Source organism: Mycobacterium sp. VKM Ac-1816D (genome assembly GCF_000416385.1).
Lineage (GTDB): Bacteria > Actinomycetota > Actinomycetes > Mycobacteriales > Mycobacteriaceae > Mycobacterium > Mycobacterium neoaurum_A.
Genome location: NZ_AOHQ01000144.1, coordinates 187,121 through 211,128, shown reverse-complemented (window position 1 = coordinate 211,128; position 24,008 = coordinate 187,121). Strand labels below are relative to the sequence as shown.

General features: G+C 67.2%; 22 protein-coding genes, 1 tRNA gene and 1 riboswitch. Of the genes, 9 read left to right on the top strand and 14 right to left on the bottom strand.

All coding sequences use genetic code 11. The annotated features are described in order from the left end of the window. Positions 1-68 precede the first annotated feature (68 nt). The 3 genes from G154_RS22850 to G154_RS22840 form a co-directional block, all read right to left on the bottom strand. Positions 69-1,406 carry a lysine N(6)-hydroxylase/L-ornithine N(5)-oxygenase family protein gene (locus tag G154_RS22850; RefSeq protein ID WP_019514515.1) on the bottom strand — a complete coding sequence of 446 codons (1,338 nt, stop codon included), beginning with the start codon at positions 1,404-1,406 and terminating at the stop codon, positions 69-71. After that, the gene (gene panD / locus G154_RS22845; RefSeq protein ID WP_023985525.1) at positions 1,406-1,813 is read right to left on the bottom strand and encodes an aspartate 1-decarboxylase; all 408 of its coding nucleotides are present in this window, start codon (positions 1,811-1,813) and stop codon (positions 1,406-1,408) included. The genes G154_RS22850 and panD overlap by 1 nt, the downstream gene beginning before the upstream one ends. 219 nt (positions 1,814-2,032) lie before the next feature. Then, positions 2,033-3,247, bottom strand: coding sequence for an oxygenase MpaB family protein (locus G154_RS22840; RefSeq protein ID WP_019514513.1), 1,215 nt, complete (start codon positions 3,245-3,247; stop codon positions 2,033-2,035). Positions 3,248-3,317: 70 nt separating this feature from the next. On the opposite strand from G154_RS22840, the gene G154_RS22835 reads away from it, so the two are divergent. Then, entirely contained in the window at positions 3,318-3,959 is a 642-nt protein-coding gene (locus G154_RS22835; protein ID WP_019514512.1) for a TetR/AcrR family transcriptional regulator, read from the top strand. A gap of 53 nt (positions 3,960-4,012) precedes the next feature. Here G154_RS22835 and G154_RS22830 read toward each other — a convergent pair whose 3' ends face one another. The 4 genes from G154_RS22830 to G154_RS22815 are packed head-to-tail and all read right to left on the bottom strand — an operon-like array spanning position 4,013 to position 8,143. Then, positions 4,013-4,447: a DUF5078 domain-containing protein gene (locus tag G154_RS22830; RefSeq protein ID WP_023985524.1), complete on the bottom strand. Its 435-nt coding sequence runs from the start codon at positions 4,445-4,447 to the stop codon at positions 4,013-4,015. Between the two features lie 38 nt (positions 4,448-4,485). After that, complete coding sequence (locus G154_RS22825; RefSeq protein WP_023985523.1) at positions 4,486-4,824, bottom strand: DUF732 domain-containing protein; 339 nt, start codon at positions 4,822-4,824, stop codon at positions 4,486-4,488. Beyond that, positions 4,821-7,724, bottom strand: coding sequence for an RND family transporter (locus G154_RS22820; protein WP_019514509.1), 2,904 nt, complete (start codon positions 7,722-7,724; stop codon positions 4,821-4,823). Before G154_RS22820 ends, G154_RS22825 begins: the two co-directional genes overlap by 4 nt. Continuing rightward, positions 7,721-8,143, bottom strand: coding sequence for an MmpS family transport accessory protein (locus G154_RS22815; protein WP_019514508.1), 423 nt, complete (start codon positions 8,141-8,143; stop codon positions 7,721-7,723). Before G154_RS22815 ends, G154_RS22820 begins: the two co-directional genes overlap by 4 nt. Positions 8,144-8,345: 202 nt before the next feature. On the opposite strand from G154_RS22815, the gene G154_RS22810 reads away from it, so the two are divergent. Continuing rightward, entirely contained in the window at positions 8,346-8,999 is a 654-nt protein-coding gene (locus G154_RS22810) for a TetR/AcrR family transcriptional regulator (RefSeq protein WP_023985522.1), read from the top strand. A 40-nt stretch (positions 9,000-9,039) separates the two neighbouring features. On the opposite strand, the gene G154_RS22805 is transcribed toward G154_RS22810, so the two are convergent. The 4 genes from G154_RS22805 to pgm all read right to left on the bottom strand — a co-directional run bounded on the left by G154_RS22805 (position 9,040) and on the right by pgm (position 12,790). After that, on the bottom strand, positions 9,040-9,621 hold the full coding sequence (locus tag G154_RS22805; RefSeq protein ID WP_019514506.1) for a GNAT family N-acetyltransferase: 582 nt from the start codon (positions 9,619-9,621) through the stop codon (positions 9,040-9,042). 140 nt (positions 9,622-9,761) lie between these two features. After that, positions 9,762-9,834, bottom strand: a tRNA-Ala gene (locus tag G154_RS22800). Positions 9,835-9,890: 56 nt separating this feature from the next. After that, positions 9,891-11,159, bottom strand: a complete 1,269-nt coding sequence (locus G154_RS22795) for an MFS transporter (protein ID WP_019514505.1) — start codon at positions 11,157-11,159, stop codon at positions 9,891-9,893. Then, a complete protein-coding gene (gene pgm, locus G154_RS22790; protein ID WP_019514504.1) occupies positions 11,156-12,790 on the bottom strand; it encodes a phosphoglucomutase (alpha-D-glucose-1,6-bisphosphate-dependent) in 1,635 nt (544 codons plus the stop codon). The genes G154_RS22795 and pgm overlap by 4 nt, the downstream gene beginning before the upstream one ends. A 95-nt stretch (positions 12,791-12,885) precedes the next feature. Between pgm and G154_RS22785 the strand changes: the two genes are divergently transcribed. After that, a complete protein-coding gene (locus tag G154_RS22785; RefSeq protein WP_031601412.1) occupies positions 12,886-13,557 on the top strand; it encodes a hemerythrin domain-containing protein in 672 nt (223 codons plus the stop codon). 77 nt (positions 13,558-13,634) lie between these two features. Here G154_RS22785 and G154_RS22780 read toward each other — a convergent pair whose 3' ends face one another. Then, complete coding sequence (locus tag G154_RS22780; RefSeq protein ID WP_019514502.1) at positions 13,635-16,895, bottom strand: BTAD domain-containing putative transcriptional regulator; 3,261 nt, start codon at positions 16,893-16,895, stop codon at positions 13,635-13,637. 119 nt (positions 16,896-17,014) lie between these two features. After that, a riboswitch (Fluoride riboswitch) is annotated at positions 17,015-17,102 on the top strand. Between the two features lie 15 nt (positions 17,103-17,117). Between G154_RS22780 and G154_RS22775 the strand changes: the two genes are divergently transcribed. From G154_RS22775 to mbtN, 5 genes are all read left to right on the top strand, one after another. After that, complete coding sequence (locus G154_RS22775) at positions 17,118-17,609, top strand: CrcB family protein (RefSeq protein WP_019514500.1); 492 nt, start codon at positions 17,118-17,120, stop codon at positions 17,607-17,609. After that, on the top strand, positions 17,606-17,971 hold the full coding sequence (gene crcB, locus G154_RS22770; protein WP_019514499.1) for a fluoride efflux transporter CrcB: 366 nt from the start codon (positions 17,606-17,608) through the stop codon (positions 17,969-17,971). Before G154_RS22775 ends, crcB begins: the two co-directional genes overlap by 4 nt. A gap of 84 nt (positions 17,972-18,055) precedes the next feature. Further along, positions 18,056-18,325 (top strand): acyl carrier protein, encoded by a 270-nt coding sequence (locus G154_RS22765; protein ID WP_023985519.1) that lies wholly within the window; start codon positions 18,056-18,058, stop codon positions 18,323-18,325. Positions 18,326-18,342: 17 nt separating this feature from the next. Continuing rightward, positions 18,343-19,917: a long-chain-fatty acid--ACP ligase MbtM gene (mbtM, locus tag G154_RS22760; RefSeq protein WP_115657296.1), complete on the top strand. Its 1,575-nt coding sequence runs from the start codon at positions 18,343-18,345 to the stop codon at positions 19,915-19,917. Positions 19,918-19,922: 5 nt separating this feature from the next. Beyond that, positions 19,923-21,095: a mycobactin biosynthesis acyl-ACP dehydrogenase MbtN gene (gene mbtN, locus G154_RS22755; RefSeq protein ID WP_234713081.1), complete on the top strand. Its 1,173-nt coding sequence runs from the start codon at positions 19,923-19,925 to the stop codon at positions 21,093-21,095. A gap of 16 nt (positions 21,096-21,111) precedes the next feature. On the opposite strand, the gene G154_RS22750 is transcribed toward mbtN, so the two are convergent. Further along, positions 21,112-21,741, bottom strand: coding sequence for a GNAT family N-acetyltransferase (locus tag G154_RS22750; RefSeq protein ID WP_019514495.1), 630 nt, complete (start codon positions 21,739-21,741; stop codon positions 21,112-21,114). Positions 21,742-21,997: 256 nt separating this feature from the next. Here G154_RS22750 and G154_RS22745 point away from each other — a divergent pair, with 256 nt between their 5' ends. Beyond that, on the top strand, positions 21,998-23,611 hold the full coding sequence (locus G154_RS22745; RefSeq protein ID WP_234713082.1) for a patatin-like phospholipase family protein: 1,614 nt from the start codon (positions 21,998-22,000) through the stop codon (positions 23,609-23,611). Here the strand turns inward: G154_RS22745 and G154_RS22740 are convergent. Further along, on the bottom strand, positions 23,608-24,003 hold the full coding sequence (locus G154_RS22740) for a DUF2237 family protein (protein WP_019514492.1): 396 nt from the start codon (positions 24,001-24,003) through the stop codon (positions 23,608-23,610). The two genes, G154_RS22745 and G154_RS22740, sit on opposite strands and share 4 nt — an antisense overlap. Between the last annotated feature and the right edge of the window lie 5 nt (positions 24,004-24,008).

Here is a 24,008-nt window from a genome sequence, read left to right as displayed (position 1 = left end):
TCCCGACACTAGCAAAGCTGCACAGCAGCAACGCAACCCATATATCTGACCGATCCGCGCAGGTCACCTCAGTGGCCGACCGCCAGTTCGGGGGTCCGCTCGGCCAGTCCGACATGCTCGGCGATGGAGCTCACGATCTCACCGCTGCGTACCGCGATGTTGGACAGCAGCGACGAACTGAGGCCGTGCGTATGTTCGGTACCGCCCTGCAGGTAGATGGCGCCGGATATCTGCCTGCTGACCTCGAGTCGGTAATCGCGGGTCAGCTCGGGTCGATCGGGCCCGAATCGCGCGAGATCGTACAGCTCACCGAGCATGTCGGGAAGCGGCATCGGGATGAAGCCGGTGGCGTAGACCACGGCATCGCAGTCCAACACATCGACCGAGCGGGTCGGCAGATGCTCGATCGTCACCTGCACACCGCTGTCACTTTCGACGGCTTGTCGCACCTCCGACGCGCCGCGGAAGAACAGTCGTCGACGACCGGCGACGCGCTCGGCATACTCCTTGGTGTACAGGTCCTCGATCAGAGGCAGATCCACGCAGGAGTAGTTGGTCGACCGGTGATAGTCGATCAGGCGTTGCCGCACAGATGTTTCCGCGGCGTAGAAGTCGTCCACCGCGGCGGGATCGAAGATCCGGTTGGCGTAGGGACTGTCGTCGGCCGGACTGTATCCGTACTTGGCGAAGACCCCGTGAACCTCCGCGTCGGGATACGTGGAGTGCAGGTAGTCGGTGACTTCCGCGGCGCTCTGACCCGCACCCACCACGACGAATCGATCGTGGGCGGTCGACGGGACATCCTTGATCTTGGTCAGCAATTCGTGGTTGTGGAACTGGCGCGCGGTTTCGGTGACACCGCGCGGCAGATGCGGCTTCAGGCCGCCCGCCAGCACGACCGTCCTGGCCAGCAGGGTTTCCCGACGCGACGTCTCGACATGCTCGACATCGATTGCCAGACAGTGTCCCTCATCGCGCACGGCGAGCGCCCTGGTGCCGTAGCGCACCGTTGCCGCCACCCGTTCGGCGGCCCACTCCAGATAATCGTGGAACTCCAAGCGCGTCGGGAAGAAGGTCTGGTGGTTGATGAAGTCGTTGAGACGCCCGCGATCGGTCACATAGCTCAGGAACGTGTATCGGCTCTGCACGTTGCGTTGACTGGCGAGATCCTTGAGGAAGGAGATCTGCATGGTAGTGCCGGGGATGAGCATCCCGGTGTGCCAACCGAATCGGGGCTTCGCCTCGACGAACTCGGCAGTGATCCGCCCGGCTGCGGGCCGTTGTTCGTTGAACTCCTCGATCGCGATGGCCAGGCCCAGGTTGGACGGGCCGAAGCCCACGCCGACGACATCGAGAACCCGCCGGCCACCGTTGGCGCTGGTGCCGTTCACGGCGGTGCTGGACATCAGGCTCCCGTGAGCTGGTCGACAGCCCCGGGCACCGGCTCGGACGGATCGCTGCCCAGCGCGACGATCCGGTTGTCGCCGTCGACGTGGACAACCCGCGGAATGTGTTCGCCGAGCTCGCTTTCCTCGACCGTGCGGTAGGTGAGAATGATCACGAGATCACCCGGGTGCACCAGATGTGCTGCGGCACCGTTGATTCCGATGACGCCCGAGCCGGCCGCGCCGGTTATCGCATAGGTGGTCAGGCGCGCTCCGTTGGTGATATCGACGACGTCGACCTGCTCGCCGTCCAGGATGTCCGCCGCCCGCATGAGATCCTGGTCGATGGTGATCGAACCGACGTAGTGCAGGTCAGCTTGGGTGACAGTGGCGCGATGCACCTTGCCCCCCAACATGGTTCGGAACACAAGTCCCTCCATCACTTATTGAGTTCGACTCCCCGCAGACCTACGGATCTGCGTTCAAGCGTAGGTTAACCTACCCTTATATCGGTCACAACGCTACATGCCGCCCATGGCACCGGCGGCCTCGCCACCGCCCGCAACCGGTACTTTTCGGTACCACCTGCTCACGCACCCTCACCAGCGCTTCGGCGAATATTCGCCCGCGTCAGTAAAGGCTCGGATTCAGGCGACCTGCACCACGTGCGCGGCGGAATCGCCGATCCGAGCCTGGGCATCGCCGATCATCGTGTGAAGTAACGCCTTCTGCTCTCGATCACCCCGGGCGGCATCGGCATCGGCCAGCGCGGGCCGCACCAGCACCCGCAGGCTGCGCAGCATATTGACCGGTAGACGCAACGCCGGGTACCACGGCAGCACATGGGCCGGCAGGCCCAGCGCGCGCATGGCCCGCGGTCCCAGGAAGGCGCTCGTCACCGACAGGTGCTGCGCCCGGGCCACCCTACGGCGGATACCGCTGAGATTCTCGTAGTGCCACCCCATCGGATCCTGGGCCATCGGCACCGCCAGCGCCCTGGTGGACTCGTCGGGTTGCGCCAGCGCCGTCAACGTGTGGAACAGCACCCGGATGCCATCGCGGTAATCGCACGGCAACCATTCGTCGTCGACCCCGATGAGCCATCCGACGTAGCGGGTCAGGTGTGCGATGCCGGCATAGTCGCCCGGGGACAACAGCAGGCCCATACCGATTCCGCCCGCAGAGGGCGCGATCAGGGCGCCGACCAATGTCGCCGCCATATCGGTCTGGTTGATGGGCAGACCCCATTCCGCGCCGCGCCAGTCGGGCATGGCCGCCACGTGGCGCCGCACCATCGCATGGATCAGACGAACCCGCAGGGTCGATCGGTAGCCGACACCGCCGGGGTCCATACCGTTTTCGGAGATGACGTCCATCGCCCACTGCATCGTCTCGGCGAATCGCTTGTTCGACCCCTTCTCAAGGGCGCCCGTGCGCACCAGGGTCTTGTTGAACCCGGAGAACTGGTATCCACCCAGCAGTGAGACATCACGCGCGATATACATGCCGTCGGCACCGCCGCGGCGCATGGCCCGTTCGCCGCGCCGGATCAGCTTCCAGTCGACCCAATCGGGCACCGTCTCCACAATGTCGAAGAACTCGCGCAGCGGCGCCGGCGCGTCCGGGACCCCGGCGATCCCCTGGGCCAGCGCGCGCTCGAACAGCGGCCGCGTTTCCGCCATACCGGCTTGCAGCATCCACTCGACCAGTCGGTCGGCGGCCTCGTCACCGACGGTCAGCCGCTCACCCAGCCTGCGCCACTGGTCGTGATCGGGTTGGTCGAGTCCGAGGAGGCCGGCAAGCAGTCGGATAGCGCCAGGTACCGCACCCGGACGGTGCGGGTGTCGCGTCGGCACGCTCATCTCGGCTCCGTTCTACACACTTTGGATTACATGCGTCGTCCGAATTTAGGGCGCGGGTAGGGTGCTGTCAATGAACCGCGCGAAGGTGGAGCGGGATTACGGCGGGATCAGCGCAACCGACCGTCGCGCCGATCGCAGACGCCGCCTGCTCGCCGCGGGCCGCCAACTCTGGGGCGAATCCGGGGTGGCGGAAGTCACCGTCCGCGGCGTGTGCGCCCAGGCCGGGCTGATCACCCGGTACTTCTATGAGCAGTTCGACAACCGCGAGGCATTGATCTTCGCGGTGGCCGATGATGTGCGCGATCAACTGTTGGCCGCGATGGTCGCGGCGGGTGTGGGCGATCCCGGCACGCTGGCCGACAAACTGCGCTCGGCCTTGACGGCGTTCCTGGAGATCATTGCCGCCGACCCGCACGTGCATCGGATCTCCACCGGGGACGTCAGCACCGTGCCCGGCCTGACCGAACACCGCGGCAAGATCCTGGATCTCATCACCGACGAGGTGACCCTGCGGGCGCCCGACGTCCTCGACGGCGAGGTGCCCGGACCGGCCGAGTTGCGCCGCGGCGCGCTCTTCATCGTCGGCGGGGTCAACCAGCTGATCGAGGACTGGTTGTCCGATCCGCAACTGGCGCCCGCGGAGTTGGCCGCGGTGGCCGCCGAGATGTGTGTGGCGCTGTTCCGCGGGCTCGCACACTCCCCTACCCAGTGATTTCGGCGCGCTGACGATCGCTGCGCGAGCGCGAGCGCGCCGAAATCATCGGGTCAACGGGCGACGGGCCAGGCCCACACGGACATGTCACCGCGCGGGTAGTTCATGCACACCGCGGCGGCCTTGGCCACCACGCCCTTGTTGTTGAAGAACACCTTGGCCCAGTTGCCCCAGCGGGTGGCCACCTGCTCGTAGTAGATGTTGGTGGCGGTGTCCTCGGAGTACTGGCGGCGTCCCGCGGCATCGAGTGAATAGAACCAATGGATGCGGTCGACGGCCATCTGCTGCACATCGAGGGGCCGGTTGCTCTTGTCCAACATGTACCGCTCGAAGTAGATCGGGCTGGTGTCGCGTGCCGCGGCCAGATACTGCTCGGCGTCACACTGGGTTTCGATCTGCTTGCTGGGGATGGGGTACTCGTCGGTGGCATCGGCCTGCGCCGACGGCGAGCCGAGCACCGCCGCCGACAACGCGGCGACGGCCAGCATGAGTGTGGTTCGGACGGGCCGGTTGTGGGTGTGGGCGTTCATGGCTGCTCCTGATTGACCGTCAACTTGTCCAGGTGCACCGGGCAGTACATGCGCAGTGCGGTCCCGAGGAACTGATAGACCTGCGCGGTGCTGTTCGTCCGCGCCAGGTTCTGCGCCAGGAAATGCGCGGAATCCGTTGCGGTGGCGTCGACTCCGGTGTCGATTCGCTTACAGGTGATCTTGGCCATCCAGGCGTTGAAGTCTCGCTGGCCGTAGATCCCGAAGCCGTGCAGTTCGTTGGCGAAGTCGGTGTCCCGATCGGCGACCGCGGTGGCGGTTCCGATCGGCAACACCATCGTCAACGCCGCGGCCGCCGCGATCACAAATCGTCTCATGAGAGCACCTCTTCCGGACTGCGCTGCAACGGTTTCGGCCACGGCTGCGGCTTCGGGCGTGGCCGCACCTGCAGTGGCCACCAGAACCACCGGCCCATCAGCGCCGCGATCGACGGTGTCATCAACGACCGCACGATCAGGGTGTCGAAGAGCAGACCCAAGCCGATGGTGCTGCCCACCTGGCCGATCACGATCATGTCGGAGACCAGCATGCCGATCATGGTGAAGGCGAACACGAAGCCGGCCGCGGTGACCACCGAGCCCGTACCGGCCATGGATCGGATGATCCCCGTGTGGATGCCGGCGTGCACCTCTTCCTTCATGCGCGAGACAAGGAGCAGATTGTAGTCCGCACCGACAGCCAGCAGCACGATCACCGACATCGGTAGCACCATCCAGCCCAACGGGATTCCGACGATGTGCTGCCACACCAGGACCGAGAGGCCGAACGCCGAACCGAGACTGAGCACGACGGTGCCGACGATGACGGCTGCCGCCGCCACGGCCCGGGTCAGGATCACCATGATCAAGAAGATCAGGATCAGCGAGGCGACCGCGGCGATCAGCAGGTCGTAGTCGGCACCCTGCTGCATGTCCTTGTACATTGCGGCGCTGCCACCGACATAGACCGTGGACCCTTCCAGCGGGGTGCCCTTGATGGCGTCGGCCACGGCGACCCGCATCGGATCGATGCGCTCGGTACCGTCCTCGGTCAGCGGATCACCCTGATGGAAGACCGTGAAACGCACGGCCTTTCCGTCCGGCGACATCATCAGCTTCATACCGCGCTGGAAGTCCGCGGTCTGGAAAGCCTCGGGCGGCAGGTAGAACGTGTCGTCGTTGCGGGCGGCGTCGAAGGCCTCCCCCATCGCGGTGTTGTCGTCCAGGTTGGCCATGTTCTGGTCCTGCTGCATACGCTGCGCCTGGTACTGGTTCAGCATGATCTGCTTCTGGTTCTTCAGCGTCTGGATCTGTGCCGGCAGTACCGCAGCCATCTGTGGCGTGAGCCGAGCCATCTCCTGCAGATCGGGGACGATTTCGGTGAAATCGTCACTCATGGTGCTGATGCCGTCCAGGCTGTCGAACACCGACCGCATCGACCAGCACAGCGGGATGTCGAAGCAGTGCGGTTCCCAGTAGAAGTAGTTGCGCAGCGGCCGGAACTGATCATCGAAGTCCGCCAGGTGATCACGCACCTCGTTGAGATTGTCCGAGGTGTCGGACATCTTGTCCGCCATCCGCCGGGTCACCTCGGCGAGTTGCAGCGTGACGTTGTACATGGTTTCCATCGAGTCGATGCTCACCTGCAGGTCGTTGGCCTGCTGCAACGTGTTGTCCAGTACCGTCTGCTGGAAGTCGTTGTTCATGATCTGGCCGTTTCCGCTCTGGGACACGGTGTAGGCCAGCGTCGAATGCTTGATCGGCTTGCCGTCGGGCCGGGTGATGGTGGTGACCGAGGCGATACCGTGCACCTTGATCAACGCCTTGGCGATCTTGTCGATCACCAGGAAGTCCGCCGGATTACGCAGATCGTGGTCGGCCTCGACCATCACCAGATCGGGATTCATCTTGGCGTCCGAGAAGTGCCGGTCCGCGGCGGCGTAGCCGACGTTGGCGGGCACGGTGTCGGGCAGATAGATCCGGTCGTTGTAGGTGGTGTGGTAGCCGGGCAGGGTCAGCAAGCCGACCAGGCACAGGACCATCGCACCGACCAGGATGGCGCCGGGCCAGCGCACCGTGGCGGTGCCGAGCTTGCGCCAACCACGCGCCCGCGCAGTGCCCTTGGGCTCCAGCACCTTGCCGAATCGCGTCACGATCGAGATCAGCGCGGGACCCATCGTCAGCGCGGCGGCCACCACGATCGTCATACCGACGGCCAGCGGGAAGCCCATGCTCTGGAAGTAGGGCAGCCGGGTGAAGTGCAGGCACAGCGTCGCGCCGGCGATCGTCATACCCGAGGCGAGCACCACGTGTGCCGTGCCGTGGAACATGTCGTAGTAGGCGTCTTCGCGGTCCAGTCCCGACCGGCGGGCCTCTTGATATCGACCGATCAGGAAGATCGCGTAGTCGGTGGCCGCGGCGATGGCCAGCGTCACCACCATGCTGGTGGCGAACGTCGTCAGGCCGAACACCTCGTAAAAGCCGAGGAATGAGACGATTCCGCGCGCGGACAGCAGGCCGACGAAGACCATCGACATGACCACCGCCGTCGTGACGACCGACCGGTAGATGATCAACAGCATCACGATGATGATGCCGATCGTCACGCCCTCGATGGTCTTCATGCTGGCGTCACCGACGATGTTCTGATCGGTGGTCAGCGCGGCGGGACCGGTGACATATGCCGCGACGCCGGAAGGTGCTGGCGTACTTTCTACGAGGTCACGGACCGTCTGCACCGACTCGTTGGCCAGCGCCTCGCCCTGGTCACCGGCGATGTAGACCTGAACGTAGGCGGCCTTGCCGTCGATGCTCTGCGCACCGGCCGCGGTCAGGCTGTCGCCCCAGAAGTCCTGGACGTGCTGGACGTGCTTGGTGTCGGCGTTGAGCTTTCGGACGATTTCGTCGTAGAACGTGTGCGCATCGGCGCCGAGGGGTTGATCGCCTTCGAGCACGATCATCACCGAGCTGGAGGTGTCGTACTCCTGGAACTTCTCGCCGACATGCTTGGTGGCGATCAGCGCGGGCGCGTCGTTCGGGCTCATGGAGACCGCGCGGAGCTTGCCGACCTCTTCGAGCTGCGGGACGACGGTGTTCAGGATCGCGACGATGGCGATCCAGATGAGCACGATCGGCACGGCGAAGGCGCGGATGAAGCGCGGCAGCTTGGGCCGGCTTGCGGCGGCATGGCGGGCGGGCGGGATGGGGCCGGTCGGCGCATCGTCCAGGGAGGTGCTCATGCGGCCTTCACCAGGCAGTAGGTGGCGGCGTTCATACCTTCAGCCGTCCTTTCGTCTTTGACCTCGTCGTCGACGGTGACGCGGCAGCTGATGGAGGAACCGTCGCCCTGGGCCATGATGTTGGGCATCACCGAGGGCAGCGTCGTCTCAAGGGTCAGGGTCCACGGCAGGCTGACTTCGCCTGTGCGCTGGGGCTTCCCGTCCAGATCGGCGTAGTTGATCTTGGCGTAGGAGCCGGTACCGAAGATCTCGTATTTCACGACCTTCGGGTTGAAGTTCTCGGCGGTGTCGGCGTCGATCGGGGTGACGATGGCGCCGTCGGAACCGAACACCGAACGCAACTGCGAGACGGTCAGACCACCGACCACGATCGCGCCGATGACCAGGACGGGTAGCCAGACCCGTTTGACGACGTTCACCGCTCTGCTCGATGCGCGCCGGAACGGCTGCTACGCAACGCGTTCACACATCCTGAAATCCCCACGACTGATCAAGCCTTTCCATCGGGTGACACCGCGCAACGATGGGCGGCGAGCGATCCTGAGAGAATCTAAGCTTCTTAAGTGGATAGAGTCAATCCGCTTCTAGCCAACGGTAAGGCTCATCACTAAAGTGGGCCACGTGATTGACAAACCATGCCGCGGCCTGCGCAAGGACGCCGAGCGCAACAGACAGCGTGTGCTGACGGCCGCGCGCGAGCTGTTCGCGATCAAGGGCATGGAGGCCACCCTCAACGATGTCGCCCACCACGCGGGCGTCGGTGTCGGCACCGTGTACCGCCGCTTCGCGACCAAAGAGGATCTGGTCGAGGCGATCTTCGAGGACGGTATCGCCGAGGTCGTCGAGTTGGCCGAAAAGGCTCTGCAGCACGAGAATTCGTGGGAGGGGTTCGTATGGTTCATCGAACGGCAATGTGAGCTCGCCGCCACCGACCGCGGCCTGCGGCAGATGATCTACAGCCGCGCCTACGGCGGTGACCGCGTCGACTGTGCCCGCGAGGAACTGGTGCCGCGGGTCTACCAGCTCGTGGAACGAGCCCGTCGCGACGGCTACCTGCGACCCGATATCCAACACCCCGACATGCCGATCATGGGCCTGCTGGCCGGCACCGTGAGCGAGTGGGCGGGCGATGTCGATCCCGAACTGTGGCGGCGCTATCTCGCCCTGCTGCTCGAGGGCATGCGCAACCGGCCCGATATCAAACCGCTCGGCGTCGACCCGCTCAACGAGGAACAGATGCACGAGGCGATGCACGGATGGGATCCGGCGAGCTGATCGCTGATCAGACGATCACCGAACCTGGCGTCGGCCGCGCTCATTCGGTCGGCAGCACCACGATGGCCTGGTAAGGCCTGGGGCGAGCAACCTCGGAGAACCCCGCGTCGACGAACATCGAGAGCGTGCCCGTGAAGAGGTTGTTCGCGTAGAGCTTCTTGGCGGCCGGATCCATGGGGTATGCCTCGATGACGCGCGCTCCATGCTCTCGGGCATGCGCCACTGCCGCGTCCAGCAACTGAGCCGCCAGCCCCATCCCCCGGTACTCGCGACGCACGACGAAGCACGAGATCGACCACACAGATGGATCGTCCATCGCTTCGCCGGACAGCGCCGCATAGGCCCGAGTCCGCACAATGCGCGACTGGCCGACTCGCGGCCCCACACGCACCCAACCCGCCGGTTCGTCGTCCACATAGGCGATCAATGCCGGGGGCGGACCTTGCTCGATCTCGTCATGGAGCAGCTGTTCTCGGTCAACAGCAGTGGTACCCCTCCACTGCGTACTCGTGAGCATCCACCACTGGCATCGGCAGCTCCCGCCCTCTCCTCCACCAGTGAGTGCATGCGTGGCATCGACGTAACGCTCGGGGCTGACGGCACGGACCTCCACGATGGCCATGCCAGACAGGAAAGCACGGCTCGATGTCCCGGATGATGCGCGGCGCGCGGATGTCGCGACGCCAACCCGACGCGGACGAATCAGACCCCGGAAAACATGAAACCCGCCCCGACCGGTGGTCGAAGCGGGTTTCCTCCGAGTGGAGCTAAGGGGATTCGAACCCCTGACCCCCACACTGCCAGTGTGGTGCGCTACCAACTGCGCCATAGCCCCGTTTGTTGTGCTGTAGAAACGTACACCACAGCCCCGCAGAGGTTCAAAACGCCTGGTCAGGGCACCTCTCCGCCGGCCTCTGGGCCCAATGGACGGGCCGGCGTGTGCCCGGCGGGCGGCCGTCGGTGGGTTTCGGGGGCGAAAACCCAGGCCAGCGCGGCCAGCAGCATGATCGCCCCGCTGATGACGAAAGCCCAGGAAAACGACAGGTACTGGGCGATCAACCCGACCAGCAGCGAGCCACCGATCGACCCGACATCGGCCATCATCTGGAACGTCGCCACCGCGGTCCCGCCCCGCGACCTGCTGCCCACCACATCGGCGACGGCGGCCTGCTGCGGTGAGACGAAGATGCCCGTGGCCGCACCCGCGATATAGGCAGCCACCAGGAACACCGGCAGCGAGGTGGTGAACCCGACCGCCCCGGTGGACAACGCCGCCAGGGTCAGCCCGACGATCAGCAGCGTGCGCCGCCCCAGCCGGTCCGACAGATACCCGCTGGGGATCACGACGGAGATGTTGCCGACCGCGAACGCGGTGAGTGCCAGCCCGGCCACTCCCGGGCTGCCGCCCAACACCTCCACGACGAACAGCGGGACCAGGGCCACCCGCAATCCGAACGAGGCCCAGCCGGTCGCGAAATTGGACAGCAGCGCCGCCTTGTAGGCCCGATGGGCGAACACCGTGCGGAACGGCACCGGCGGGCCGTCGTCGCCATCGGAAGAGGCGATCACCGCCGAATTGCGCAGGCTGACGAACACGACGGCGGCGGCCACCAGCAGGGCGGCACCGTAGATCAGGAACGGCGCCGACAGGCCCAGGCCGGCGGTCAGCGCGCCGAGGATCGGGCCACCCACCGAGCCGATCATGAACCCCGATGAGAAGAGCCCCGAGACCCGTCCGCGGGCGTCGGGGGGCGAGATCCTGATCATCAACCCCAGCGAGGACACCGTGAACATCGCCGACCCGACCCCGCCGAGGGACCGGAACAGCAACAGCTGCCAGTAGGTGTCGGCCAGCGCGCAGGCGCCGGTGGACAGCGCGACGATGATCAGCCCGCCGATGTAGACGCGTCGCTCCCCCAGCCGCTGCACCAGGAATCCGGCCGGCGGCGCGCCGGCCAGCCGCATGATCGCGAACGCGGTGATGACGAAGGTGGCCGCGGCGATGCTGACACCGAAGTGCCGGGCGTACTGCGGTAAGACCGGGGCCACCACCCCGTAGCCGAGGGCGACCACGAAGTTCGCAGCGGCCAGCACCCAGACCTCCCGCGGCAGCCGCGGCTTGGGTCCGGTCTGACAGTCGTCCTCCGTTCGAGAGCTCACCCGATGACTGTATTGACCACCGACTTGGCGGCCTCCTGCACCTCCGCCAGGTGCTCGGGGCCTTTGAACGACTCGGCGTAGATCTTGTAGACGTCCTCGGTGCCCGACGGCCGCGCGGCGAACCACGCGTTCTCGGTGGTCACCTTCAATCCGCCGAGGGCCGCCCCGTTGCCCGGCGCCGCGGTGAGTTTGGCGGTGATCGGCTCGCCGGCGAGCTCGGTCGCGGTGACCTGATCTGCCGACAGTTTGGCCAGCCGTGCCTTCTGCTCCCGGTCGGCGGGGGCGTCGATGCGGGCGTAGGTCGGCGCACCGTAGCGCTCGGCCAGTTCGGCGTAGCGCTGCGACGGCGTCGACCCGGTGACCGCCAGGATCTCCGAGGCCAGCAGCGCCAGGATGATGCCGTCCTTGTCGGTGGTCCAGGTCGACCCGTCGGTGCGCAGGAAGGACGCACCGGCGCTTTCCTCACCGCCGAAACCGATTGTGCCGGTGACCAATCCGTCGACGAACCATTTGAATCCCACCGGCACCTCCACCAGCGTGCGGCCCAGCCCGCCGACCACCCGGTCGATGATCGAACTGCTCACCGCGGTCTTGCCGACGGCGGTGCCCGGCGACCAACCGGTCCGGTGTGTGTAGAGGTAGTCGATGGCCACGGCCAGATAGTGGTTGGGGTTGAGCAGACCACCGTCGGGGGTGACGATGCCGTGCCGGTCGGAGTCGGCATCGTTACCCGTGGCGATCTGATAGCTGTCCCGGTTGGCTATCAGCGAGGCCATGGCGTTCGGTGAGCTGCAGTCCATCCGGATCTTGCCGTCGGTGTCCAGCGTCATGAACCGCCACGTCGCGTCGACCAACGGGTTGACCACCGTCAGGTCCAGCTCGTGGGTCTCGGCGATCGCCGCCCAATAGTCGACGCTGGCCCCGCCCAGCGGGTCGGCCCCGATGCGTACTCCCTCGGCGCGGATCGCGTGCAGGTTCACCACATTGGGCAGATCCGCCACGTAGGCGTTCAGGTAGTCGTGGCGCTGTGCTGTCTGCAGGGCCCGCGCCAGCGGGACACGCCGCACATCCTTGAGACCGCCGCGCAGGATTTCGTTGGCGCGCTTGGCGATCACCGAGGTGGCATCGCTGTCCGCGGGCCCACCGTTGGGCGGGTTGTACTTGAAGCCACCGTCGCGGGGCGGGTTGTGCGACGGGGTGACGACGATCCCGTCGGCCAGATCGGCATCGCGGCCGCGGTTGAACGTCAAGATGGCGTGGCTGACCGCCGGGGTCGGGGTGTAGCGATCGGCGGCGTCGATCATGGCGACCACCTCATTGCCGGCCAGCACCTCCAACGCCGACACCCAGGCCGGCTCGCTCAGCGCATGGGTGTCGCGGCCGATGAACAACGGTCCGGTGGTGCCCTGCGCGGCGCGGTACTCGACGATGGCCTGCGTGGTCGCCAAGATGTGCGGCTCGTTGAACGCACCGTCCAGTGCCGAACCGCGGTGCCCCGACGTGCCGAACACCACCTGTTGGGCGACATCATCGGGATCGGGTGCCACGGTGTAATACGCGGTGACCAGATGCGGCAGGTCGACGAGATCTTCTGGCAGTGCCGGCTGCCCGGCTCGCGGATTGGCCACCATGGGTCCATCCTTGCCTACCCACGGGGCGTGTGTCTCCCCGTACTCGCAAGCCCGTCGCAAGTTCTCCGCAAGTGGACACCGACAAGGTGATCGTCATGAACAGCTCCGAACAAAAAGCCCAACTCACCGCCGTCGAGCCCGACCTCAGCGGGATCCTGCTCGCCCATCGCGCCATGGTCACCGATATCGGCAGGCTCGCCGAGCTGACCACCGCCATCGCCCAGCGCCGCACCCCGTGCAGTGTGACCCGGGCCCGCGCGATCACCCGCTATGTCGCGTTGATGTGCGAGTCGATCCATCACCACCACACGATGGAAGACGATGTGCTGTGGCCGATCATCGAGTCCTCGGCGGCGGGTCTGGTCGACCTGACCGAGCTCACCGATGATCACGCCACCCTCGATCCCCGACTGGACCGGCTGCGTACGGTCGCGACGGCTTTCGCCCGCTCCGGGGACGCCGAGTTGGCCCGGCCGTTGGCCGCCGGGCTGGCCGATCTACACCGGCTGCTGCACGCCCATATCGCCGACGAGGAACGCGAGCTGTTCCCGGTGATCCGCAGGCACGTCTCGGTGGCCGATTGGCAGGCAGTGGAGACCGCGGCCCGCAAGACCGGCCGGTTGTCCTTCGAGGGGCCGCGGGTGTTGGCGGTGACCACCGATACCGAACGCGCCGCCATCGCCGCCGAGTTGCCCGCCCCACTGATGCTGGTCCTGCGTTTTCTGACCTGGCGGCACAACCGCTTCGAGCGCACCGTCTTCGGCTGATCCGCACGCCGAGAGTGACGCAACGGCAGCTCCACTCAGGCGGTTCTGTGCCATTGCGTCACTCTCGGCATGAGGATTCAGCCGAGCAGGGCCTGGGCCGCCGCGCGGAGTCGGTCGGTCAGTTCGGCGGCGGCCCGCCGGTGGTCCGCTGCGCGCCGGTGGTCACCGGTGGCCTCGGCAACGGCGGCCAGCGCGTCGTCGACCGGCCCGGTCAGGAGCGTGCCGTTGTCCAGCCCGGCGAACCGGCCGGAGTAGGGCCGCAGTTCCTCGGCGGTGCGCACCGCCACCTCGAGGTCACCGACTGCGACCGCGGCGTGCGCACGCAGGGTCGCCATCGCCACGAAGTAGAACGATCGCTCGATGGGGATGCGCTCGGCCCAGATCTGTGCGGCCTCCTCCGGTCGGCCGGCCTGGTGCAGCGCGATCACGGCGCCGTCGGCGATCATCCTGGACACGTGGCGATGCACCGCGACCAGTTCGTCGGCCGTCGGCGCGAGGCTGCCCCGGACCAGGTTCGCACTGACCCGCCCGACGATCCCGATATGGGCCCCGTTGGCGACGCCGTACTCGGCCAGCTTCGCCGAGACCGCGACATAACCGCGTTCACCCTCGTCGGGGTGGCCGGCCAGCACCGCCAGCTGTGCGCCGAAGGCGTCGAGGACGCCGAGCAGGAAGCCGAGTTGCCCGGTACCCGCCCGCGCAACGGCCTGGTCGACGTGCGCGGCGGCGCGCGCCAAATCCGATCGCCCCGAGGCGTCCAGGAAGGCAAACCAGTGTGCGACCGCCTGGTAGTCCACGGCGTCGAGCTCCTCGGCGACCGAGAGCATCTCGGCGAGAACGCTTTCCCGTTCGTGGGCGAGGTCGGGTCCCAGGCAGGCGAAGGCCCGGACGTTGAGTACCGCCAACAGCAGGCGCCGGTCATCGAGGCCACGCACCAGCTGTAGCGCCTCGGTACTGGCGGCCAGCGCGGCGTCGTGCTCGACACCCTCGAGTTCGGTGAACAGGGTCAGCAGCAAGCGGATTCGGGTGGGGGTGTGCCGCTCGCGTCCGAGCACCCGGCGTAGCGGATCGACGATGACCGGGTCGATCTGGTCCCCGACCCGCACCCGCCAGACCAGTGGGCTGGTCGACGCGGTCAGCGCCCGCACGGCCATCCCGTCATCGTGCCCGAGGGCCGCCATGGTGCGGTGCAGTTCCTCGCGGGAGCCGAGCGCATCGCCGGCCTGGGCCAGTGCGGCGATCAGCCCGCAGCGCGCCGCTATCGCGGTCGCCTCCTCGGCACCGGCGAGTTCGAACATCTGCACCGCGCTGCGCCATTGCCGGGCGGCCTCGCCGGGGGCGCCGATTGCATCGGCCTCGGCGGCCGCGCTCATCGCGAAATCCGCGGCCTCCATGGCGTTTTCGGCGGTGGCCGCGGCGACGGCATGATAGGCCAGCGAGGCGGTGTCGGCGCTGCGCCCGCGCAACATCTGCAGGGCCGCCGCGTGCAGCCGGGACCGTCGCAGCACTGACATATCGTCATACAGGGTGTCGCGAATGAGGTTGTGCGCAAATCGGATACGGTCCGGTGCCGGTTCCTCCACCAGCCCGGCCAAGACGGCAGGTTCCAGCGCGTCGAGTAGCGCATCGTCATCGCTGCGGGCGAGTTCGCCGAGCAGGGTGATGTCGACCTCACGTCCCAGCACCGCGGCCTGGCGCAACGCGGTGGCGGTCTGCGGTGGCAGCCGAGCCAGCCTGCGGCGCACCACGTCACCGACGCCGACAGGCACTCCGCCGTGCGCGGCATCGATACCCTCGGCGACCATCAGCCGGACGAGTTCCCGTGCGAACAACGGGTTACCGCCGGTGCGTTCGCGCAGCAGCCGCAGAGTCTCGGGCGTCACCGCCACCAGACCGGAGTCGGTGGCCAGTTGGGTCAGCGCCGCGTCATCGAGACCGTCGAGCAGCATGTGCGCCGCGGTGTGGTTGGCAAGGGCCGCCCTGGCCTGCCCGAGTTCGGCGCCGGCCTCGGATGGTCGGTAGGTGCCGATGACCAGTACCGGCTGGGTGGCCAGCCGGTCGGCGGTCAGCCGCAGCAATTCCAGGGTCAGGCCGTCGGTGCGGTGCAGGTCGTCGAGCACGACCAGCAGCGGCGCTCGTCCGGCCGCCTGCTCCAGCACATCGGCCAGCGCGTGCGCGGTCCAGAATGTGCCGATCTCCCCGACCGGCCCACCGGTGTGCAGCAACGGCGCCAGCGCGTCGGCCTGCTCGGCGGTCAATGACGCCGCGAACGCCCGCAGCACCTCGGTCCACGCCCAGCCCGGCGGGGCACCGTCGACTTCGGGGCTGCGCCCGGCCGCCACCACCCACCCGGCCTCGCGCAGCCGGTTGGCGGCCGCATCGACCAATGTCGTCTTGCCCGCCCCGGCTTCCCCGCCGATCCACACCACCTTCAGACCACGGGCTGCGGCAGTCGCGGCGCCGGCGAGCTCGGCCAGTTCCGCGGAGCGGCCGCGCAGTGCGATGGTCGTCGGCACCTCGTGCTGCGGCGCCACCGCGACCGGCTCCAGCTCGATCGGTTCGAGATGATCGGCCTGACGCAGTATGTCGCGTTCCAGGTCCCGCACCGCCCGGCCCGGCTCCAGGCCGAGTTCGTCGACGAGGTAACCGGTGGTGCGGCGCAAGACGTCCAGGGCGGCCACCTGACGGCCGCTGCGATAGTGAGCCGAGGCCAGCAGGCAGGCCGCCGCCTCCCGGGCCGGGTGCGCGCGCACGACGGGTTCGAGCGCGCGCACCACGGCGGCGTGATTGTCCAGTGCCGCTTGGGCGGCGGCGTGGGCCTCGAGCATTGCCAACCGGAGTTCGGCCAGACGCGCCACCTCGGGAGCGGCCCACAGGGCATCGCGCACTTCGGCGTAGGGATCGCCGGTCCAGGCCAGCACCAGATCCTGCAAACGCTCGGCCTGCTCGCGGGGCGGCGCGGGCGACCGTTCCGCGGCCCCATAACCGGCTTCCAGCGCCCACACATCGACGGCACCCTCGGGCAACCGCAGGCAATAGCCGGGCGCGGCACTGACGATCACCTGCGCGGGCGCCCGACGTTCACGGCCGGGTTCGAGCACCCGGCGCAGATGCGAAATGTAGGCCTGCAGCGCGGCCAACGCCTTCGGCGGTGGCTCTCCCGCCCAGAGATCCTCGATCAGCCGGTCGACCGAGACCACCTCACCGTGGGCGAGCACCAACCGCAGCAGTACCGACCGTTGTTTCGGGCCACCCAGATCCACCGGTGTGCCGTCGACCCATGCCCGCAACGGCCCCATGACGCAGACCCGCACCGGGAAGGGAACCTGCACTGTCATGGTGTGCCGACTTTATCGGTCGGGCGATCACGCCACATACTTTGTCGATGGCGCTCACCGATCGACGGGAACTGGCCGCCGCGCATCGCCACTCGCAGTCCGGGGACGACTCCGATATTCTCGACGACGGCGATGGATCTCCGCCGAGACGCCCGGTGACAGGTGTCTGAACCGCCTCGTCCGGAGGCTGATGGCTCCTTTCCCCGAGGAAGGAGCATGCCCATGGCCGATCACGACGATCCGATCGCTGCGCCATCGGTCGACCCCGATGCCGTCGAGCCCTCCCAGAGTCCCTTGCACGTGCGGCCGTCGGCGATCGCCGCAGTGGCCCTGGGCGGCTTGCTGGGTGCCCCGGCCCGCTACGGCCTCGAGGTGGCGTTTCCCCAGGTTGGGGGCCAATGGCCGGTGACGACATTCGCCATCAACGTGACGGGGGCGTTCCTGCTCGGTGTGTTGCTGGAAGGTCTCAGCCGACTGGGCCCGGACACCGGTTGGCGCCAACAGCTACGGCTGAGCGTGGGCACCGGCGTGCTGGGATCGTTCACCACATACAGCACCCTGGCCGTGGACACCGATGAGCTGCTGCGTCGCAACGATTGGTGGGCTGCCGGGTCCTATGCGGTGGGCACTGTGCTCGTCGGTGCACTGGTCACGGTGATCGGGATTGCGGTGGGCGCTCGAGTGCCCCGCCGTTCCGAAGGGGCGGGCCGATGATGGTGTTCTGGGTGGCGTGTGCGGGCAGCCTCGGGGCGGTATCGCGGTTCGTCGTCGACGGAGCCGTCCGGCATCGGCGCAGCACGGAATTCCCCTGGGCCACGGTGCTCATCAATGTCACGGGATCGCTCTTGCTCGGGTTCATCGTCGGCATGGTGTTGTTCCACGGGGTTCCCCGGGAACTCCAGCTGATTGTCGGCGTGGGATTCTGCGGCGGCTACACCACCTTCAGCACCGCCAGCGTCGAGACGATCCGCCTCATGCAGCGCGGCAAATACTGGGCGGGTGCCCTCAACGCCGTCGGCACGCTACTGATCACCGTCGCCGCGGCAGCGGCAGGAATGGCCGTGGCCGCGCTGTGAACAGATCACGACGACGACACCGCGACGGACAGCACATCAGGTAAGCCTACCCTGAGTAAAATCTCAGGTGTAGGGTCGCCCGACATGGAAATCTCACAGTCCGACGCAGTGGATCCCCAGCTCCTGGCAATCCTGCGGGAAGACCTCAACATCGACGTCAGCCGGCTCAGCCGGGACTCGCGACTGGTCGACGACGCGGGCATGGACTCGGTCGCGTTCGCCGTCGGCATGGTCGCGATCGAGGACCGTCTCGGCGCGGTACTCGACGAAGAGGACCTGCTCAACTGCGAGACCCTCGGCGACCTGGAGAAGGTCGTCCTGACGAAAATCCCTTCGGCGCAGGCCAACCCGTGAGCGCAGCGCCATCGGTCCTGGCGCAGGCGTTACGCGAGTCGATGACCTCGACCGACCGCGCGCTTGCCGTCCTGGACACCGCCGCAGGCACCTGGAACCGTCACCCCTGGGGTGAGATCCACGCGCGCGCCGAGAACGTGGCCGCTCGGATCTGTTACGACGAGGCACCCGCGGTCGGACTGGTCGGCGATCCCACCGTCGAGTTCATCTCGGCCATCCCGGGGGCATTCCTGGCCGGGGCTGCGGTGTCGATCCTGCCGGGCCCGGTCCGCGGCGCCGACCCGAAGCGCTGGGCGCGAGCCACTTTGGACCGATTCGCCGGTATCGGGGTGCGCACGGTCTTCAGCCACGGTGCTCCGCTGCGGGAGCTGAGCGCGGCCGACAGCCACATCGCCGTGCATGACGTCGCCACCGTCGCGCATGCGCAGCGCTCCCATAACCATCACGGCACGGTCGGCGATGCCCGCATCGCGGTGCTGCAGGGCACGGCCGGTTCGACCGGGACACCGCGGACCGCCGCGCTGTCCCCCGCCGCGGTGCTGGCCAATCTGCGGGCGCTGGTCGCCAGGGTCGGGGTCACCGAAACCGACTGCGGCCACTCCTGGTTGCCGCTCTATCACGATATGGGGCTGTCCTTCGTCCTGACCACGGCGCTGGCGGGTGCCGAGCTGTGGCAGGCCCCCACCTCGGCGTTCTCCGCCCAACCGTTCGGCTGGCTGAAATGGATCACCGAATCCCGTGCCACCCTGACCGCCGCGCCGAACATGGCCTACAACATCATCGGCAAGTACTCCGGGCTGGTCAGCGACGCGGACTTCTCGGCATTGCGGTTCGCGCTCAACGGCGGTGAGGCCGTCGACTGTGCGGGCAGCCGGCGTTTCGCCGAGGAGATGGCCAAGTTCGGACTCGGCCCCGGTGTGCTGGCACCGTCCTATGGTCTTGCCGAATCCAACTGCGCGGTGGCCGTTCCCGCGCCTGGTCGCGGGCTGCGGGTCGACGAGATCCAGGTCGTCACCGACGACGGCGGATACCGGCGCACCCACGCCGTGCTGGGGCCCGCCATCCCGGGCATGGACATTCGGATCGTGGCCGGCGAGCAGTACTCCGGCGGAGTCGCCGACCGTGAGGTCGGCGAGGTGCAGATCCGTGGCACCTCGATGATGCACGGCTACCTCGGCGAATCGCCTCTGGATGATCAAAGCTGGTTCCCGACAGGTGATATCGGCTATCTGCTTGACGACGACCTGGTGATCTGCGGACGCGCCAAGGAGATCATCACCGTCGCCGGACGCAACATCTTCCCCACCGAGATCGAGAATGTCGCCGCGCGGGTTGACGGTGTGCGGGCCGGCGCGGTGGTCGCCGTCGGCACCGACGGCCCGGCCAGCAGATCGGGTCTGGTGATCGCCGCGGAGTTCAAGGGTGCCGACGAACCGGCGGCCCGCACCGCCATGGTGTCGCTGATCGCGTCCGAATGTGGTGTGGTTCCCGCCGATATCGTCTTCCTGGCGCCCGGATCGTTGCCGCGAACGTCCTCGGGCAAGCTACGGCGACTGGAAGTCAAACGCAATCTGGAAGGTGCCGGACAGTGACCGTGATCGACGAATCACCGGCGGCGACACTCGACGAGTTCGAACACCTGTTGGACAGGGTCTTCGACGACCGGGTGCGACGTTGGACTGCCGAGGCCGAACGCACCGACGCGTTCCCCCGAGAGCTCATCGAATACCTCGGGCGCGAAGGTGTTTTCGAGGCCAAGTGGGGAAACAACCCACAACCCGATGTGGCCAAGGTGATCGCGCTGGCACTGCACCTCGGCAGGCTGGGGTCCGCAGGCATCGCGGTCGGGGTGAGCCTGCACGATTCGGCCATCGCACTGCTGCGTCGGTTCGGCCGCACTCCGCACCTTAAGTCCATCTGCGAGCGGGCGATTCGCGGTGAGGTGGTGCTGTGTGTCGGCGCCTCCGAGGAATCGGGCGGCTCCGACCTTCAGATCGTCGGCACGACCGTACAGTCGGTGGGCGACGGCTTTCAGGTGACCGGTATCAAGAAGTTCGTCTCGCTGTCCCCCATCGCCGATTACGTCATGACGGTCGCCCGCAATATCGACGGCGATCCCGACAGCAGGCACGGCAATGTCGTGGTGATCGCGGTCCCACTGCGCGATCCCGGGGTGCAGATTCAACGGCCGTACAAGAAGGTCGGCGCCGGACCGCTGGACACCGCCGCCGTGCACATCGACACCTGGGTGCCCGCCGATGCGCTGATCGCGCGCGCGGGCACCGGACTCGCCGCCATCTCCTGGGGTTTGGCACATGAACGGATGTCGGTGGCCGGACAGATCGCCGGTAGCTGTCAACGCCTGCTGGGAATCACATTGGCACGCATGATGAGTCGCCGCCAGTTCGGGCACACCCTCTACGAGCACCAGGCGCTGCGGATGCGGGTCGCCGACCTGCAGGCCCGGGTCGACATGCTGCGGCACGCGTTGAACGGGATCGCCGCCGGCGGCAAGCTGGACCTGCGCACCGCCGCCGCGATGAAGGTCTGTGCGGCCCGCCTCGGCGAAGAGGTGGTCTCCGAATGCATGCACATCTTCGGCGGCACCGGATACCTGGTCGACGAGACACCGTTGGGTCGGTGGTGGCGCGATATGAAGCTCGCCCGTGTCGGCGGCGGGACCGATGAGGTGCTCTGGGAACTGGTAGCCGCCGCGATGAAACCGGACCACGACGGCTACGCCGAGATGATGGCCGCCGCGTCCGACTAGCCGAAAGGCACGGCTGTCAGCGCAGATCCGGGATATCTTCCGGCGTGCGGGTAAACGCGTACAGGGCCATTCTGCGGTTCGACATCTGGTGCTCGCCGAGGAACGTGGAGCCCACGTACTCCACCAGTCGGCGGGCACCGGCATTGCGGTGGTCGGGGTCGAACATGACCCGCCGGCATCGCGGTTCCTGGGCGAAGATATCGGCCATCAGCTTGGGCAAGATCAGCGGCGCGATACCGCGGTTGACCAGTCGGGTGTCGGCGATCGCCGCGTGCACCCCGAGGTCATACGGGTCGGCGGCATATCGCGTCGCGATGGAATCCTTTGCTGCCCGGTATATCTCGACGTAACCGATGTCCTCGCCCTTGCGGCTGGCCAGAAACGGACGGGAGAACGTGCCGGCCAACTGGGCCTTCAGGTACCCCCGCCAGCGCTCCGGTGGCCACGCGTACTCCCAGGCCTCGGCAAGGTGCGGCAGGTTCATCCATTGCGAGATCAGCTCGGCGTCGGCGTCGGGATCGACAAGACGCACGCCGTATGGCGGCGCGACGGTGGGCGTCAGCGGAGGCCCGACCACGCGCACGTCTTCAGGGATGTCGGTCAGCTCGCGCGGCAGGATCGGCAGCGGCTCGTCAGTCTCGATCATTTGACGCACGAGCCTACCCAACAGCGCCGATCCGGGGTCGGCTACATACCTGATACCTGCCCGCGGACCAATGCGCCCGTGGTGCGATGGTGGAGACATGTTCTGTGACCACGTCGAAGAGCTGCGCCGGTGGGAGGATTCCGGCGCGGCACTGCTCGCCTACGTCGGTTCACGCGACAGTTCGGCCTAGAGTCACGTCGTGCAGATACCGTTCCTCGACCGGCGTGGCCCGGAACCGGCGCCCGTCGCCGAGGCCATCGCGGATTCGGCCGAGGAGCGGGAGAACGTCGAGGCCCAGGACGCGGATCTGCCCACCGATGACCCGTCACTGGTGTTGCAGAAGATGGAGAACCGGCTGGTGCGGCTACACCTGGCCACGCCCGGAGTCCTCAACGACGAGCAGCTGCGCCGGTTGCGCTATCTGCTGAACTTCGCGAAGTTGTCCGATTTCGAACCCGGTGCCGCAGGCCCCGGCGGCACGCGGGGCCGGGGCGACGTCTCGGTGGGCGCCGAACTGGCGAACTGGCGCGCCAGGGTGGCCAACACCCTGCACGGCCCGCTGCGCGAGGACCGCGATGCCACCCGTGCGCTGACCGATGCCCGCCACATCCTCGACGCCCTGTCCGACGACCAGGACGAGCAGCGCAGCGAGCTCACCGAACGCCACGGCGCCCGGTTCTCCCAGCGCGAACTCGACGCCGAGATCGGCCACAAGAAGTTCGTGACGGTCCTCGGCGGCGGTGGCGGCGCGGGTTTCGTCTACATCGGCGGGATGCAGCGGCTGTTGGAGGCCGGCCAGGTCCCCGACTACATGATCGGTTCGTCGATCGGGTCGATCATCGGTGCGGTGATGTCGCGGTCGCTGCCCGTGCCCATCGACGAATACGTGGCCTGGGCCAAAACGGTGTCCTACCGTGCCATCCTCGGCTCCGAGGAGCTGCGCAGACGGCACGGACTCACCGGCATGTTCGCCCTGCGGTTCGACGAGTTCGCGCACCGGTTGTTCACCCGCGAGGACGGCGAACAGATGCGGATGTCCGATCTCGGCATCCCTTATGAGGCGGTGGTGGCCGGCGTGCGCAGGCAGCCGTTCGCGGCGCTGCCCGCCAAGTTCCGCCATCAGGAGCTGGCCGTGCTGCGAATGCGCACACTGCCGTTCCTGCCCATCGGCATGGGCCCGGAGGTCGCGGCCCGGATGTGGCAGGCGGCCGCGTTCATCGACTCCCGGGTGGTCAAGGCGATCGTCGTCGGCGGTGACACGTTGACCCGTGAGCTCAACGTCGTCGACGCCGCATCGTTCTCGTCGGCCATCCCCGGTGTGCTGCACCATGAAACGCGTGATCCGGCGATGGTGCCGATCCTCGACGAGATGCTGGCCGCCCATGACGTGGGCGCGATCGTCGACGGCGGCACCGCGAGCAATGTGCCGGTGGAATTGGCATGGAAGCGCATTCGCGACGGCCGCCTCGGCACCCGCAATGCCTGTTATCTGGCCTTCGACAGTTTCCATCCGCAGTGGGATCCGCGGCATCTGTGGCTCGCCCCGATCGCGCAGGCGATCCAGCTGCAGATGGTGCGCAACCTGCCCTACTGCGATCACATCGTCCGATTCGCCCCGACCCTGTCGCCGCTGAACCTGGCGCCGTCGACCGCCTCGATCGACCGGGCGTGCGGGTGGGGCCACAAGCGGGTGGACAAGGCCATCCCCATCACTTCGGCACTGCTGCAGCCGATCTGGTGGGAGGACGTGCCCGCGCCGGAGGGCTCACGCGCCGCCAAGGACACCGCGACGCCGATGAGCACCGTGCTGTCGGAGGCCCAGCGTCCGCGCAACCGGCTCGAACGTTGGCGCGACCGCTACCTCACCTAGAGATCGCTGGCGTCGTCGGGCACATCGACGGCATGCTCGGCGAGCACCTCGATCGGCACGATGCTGAGTGTGCGCTCATGGGTGCACGCCATCACCACCGGTGCGGCGAATCCGTCCTGATAGGCGCGCAACCAGTTGACCGCCGTCACGCACCAGCGATCCCCTGGCACCAGACCGGGAAACCGGTACTGCGGCATGGGGGTGCTCAGATCGTTGCCGATGGACCGCTGATGTTCCAGGAATTCGGCGGTCACCACGGCGCAGATGGTGTGCATCCCTGCGTCTTCCGGACCGGAGGAACAGCAGCCGTCGCGGTAGAAACCGGTCACCGGATCGCTGCCGCACGGTTCCAGCGGGCCGCCCAGCACATTCAGTTCGGGGTGTTCGGGCATGCCCC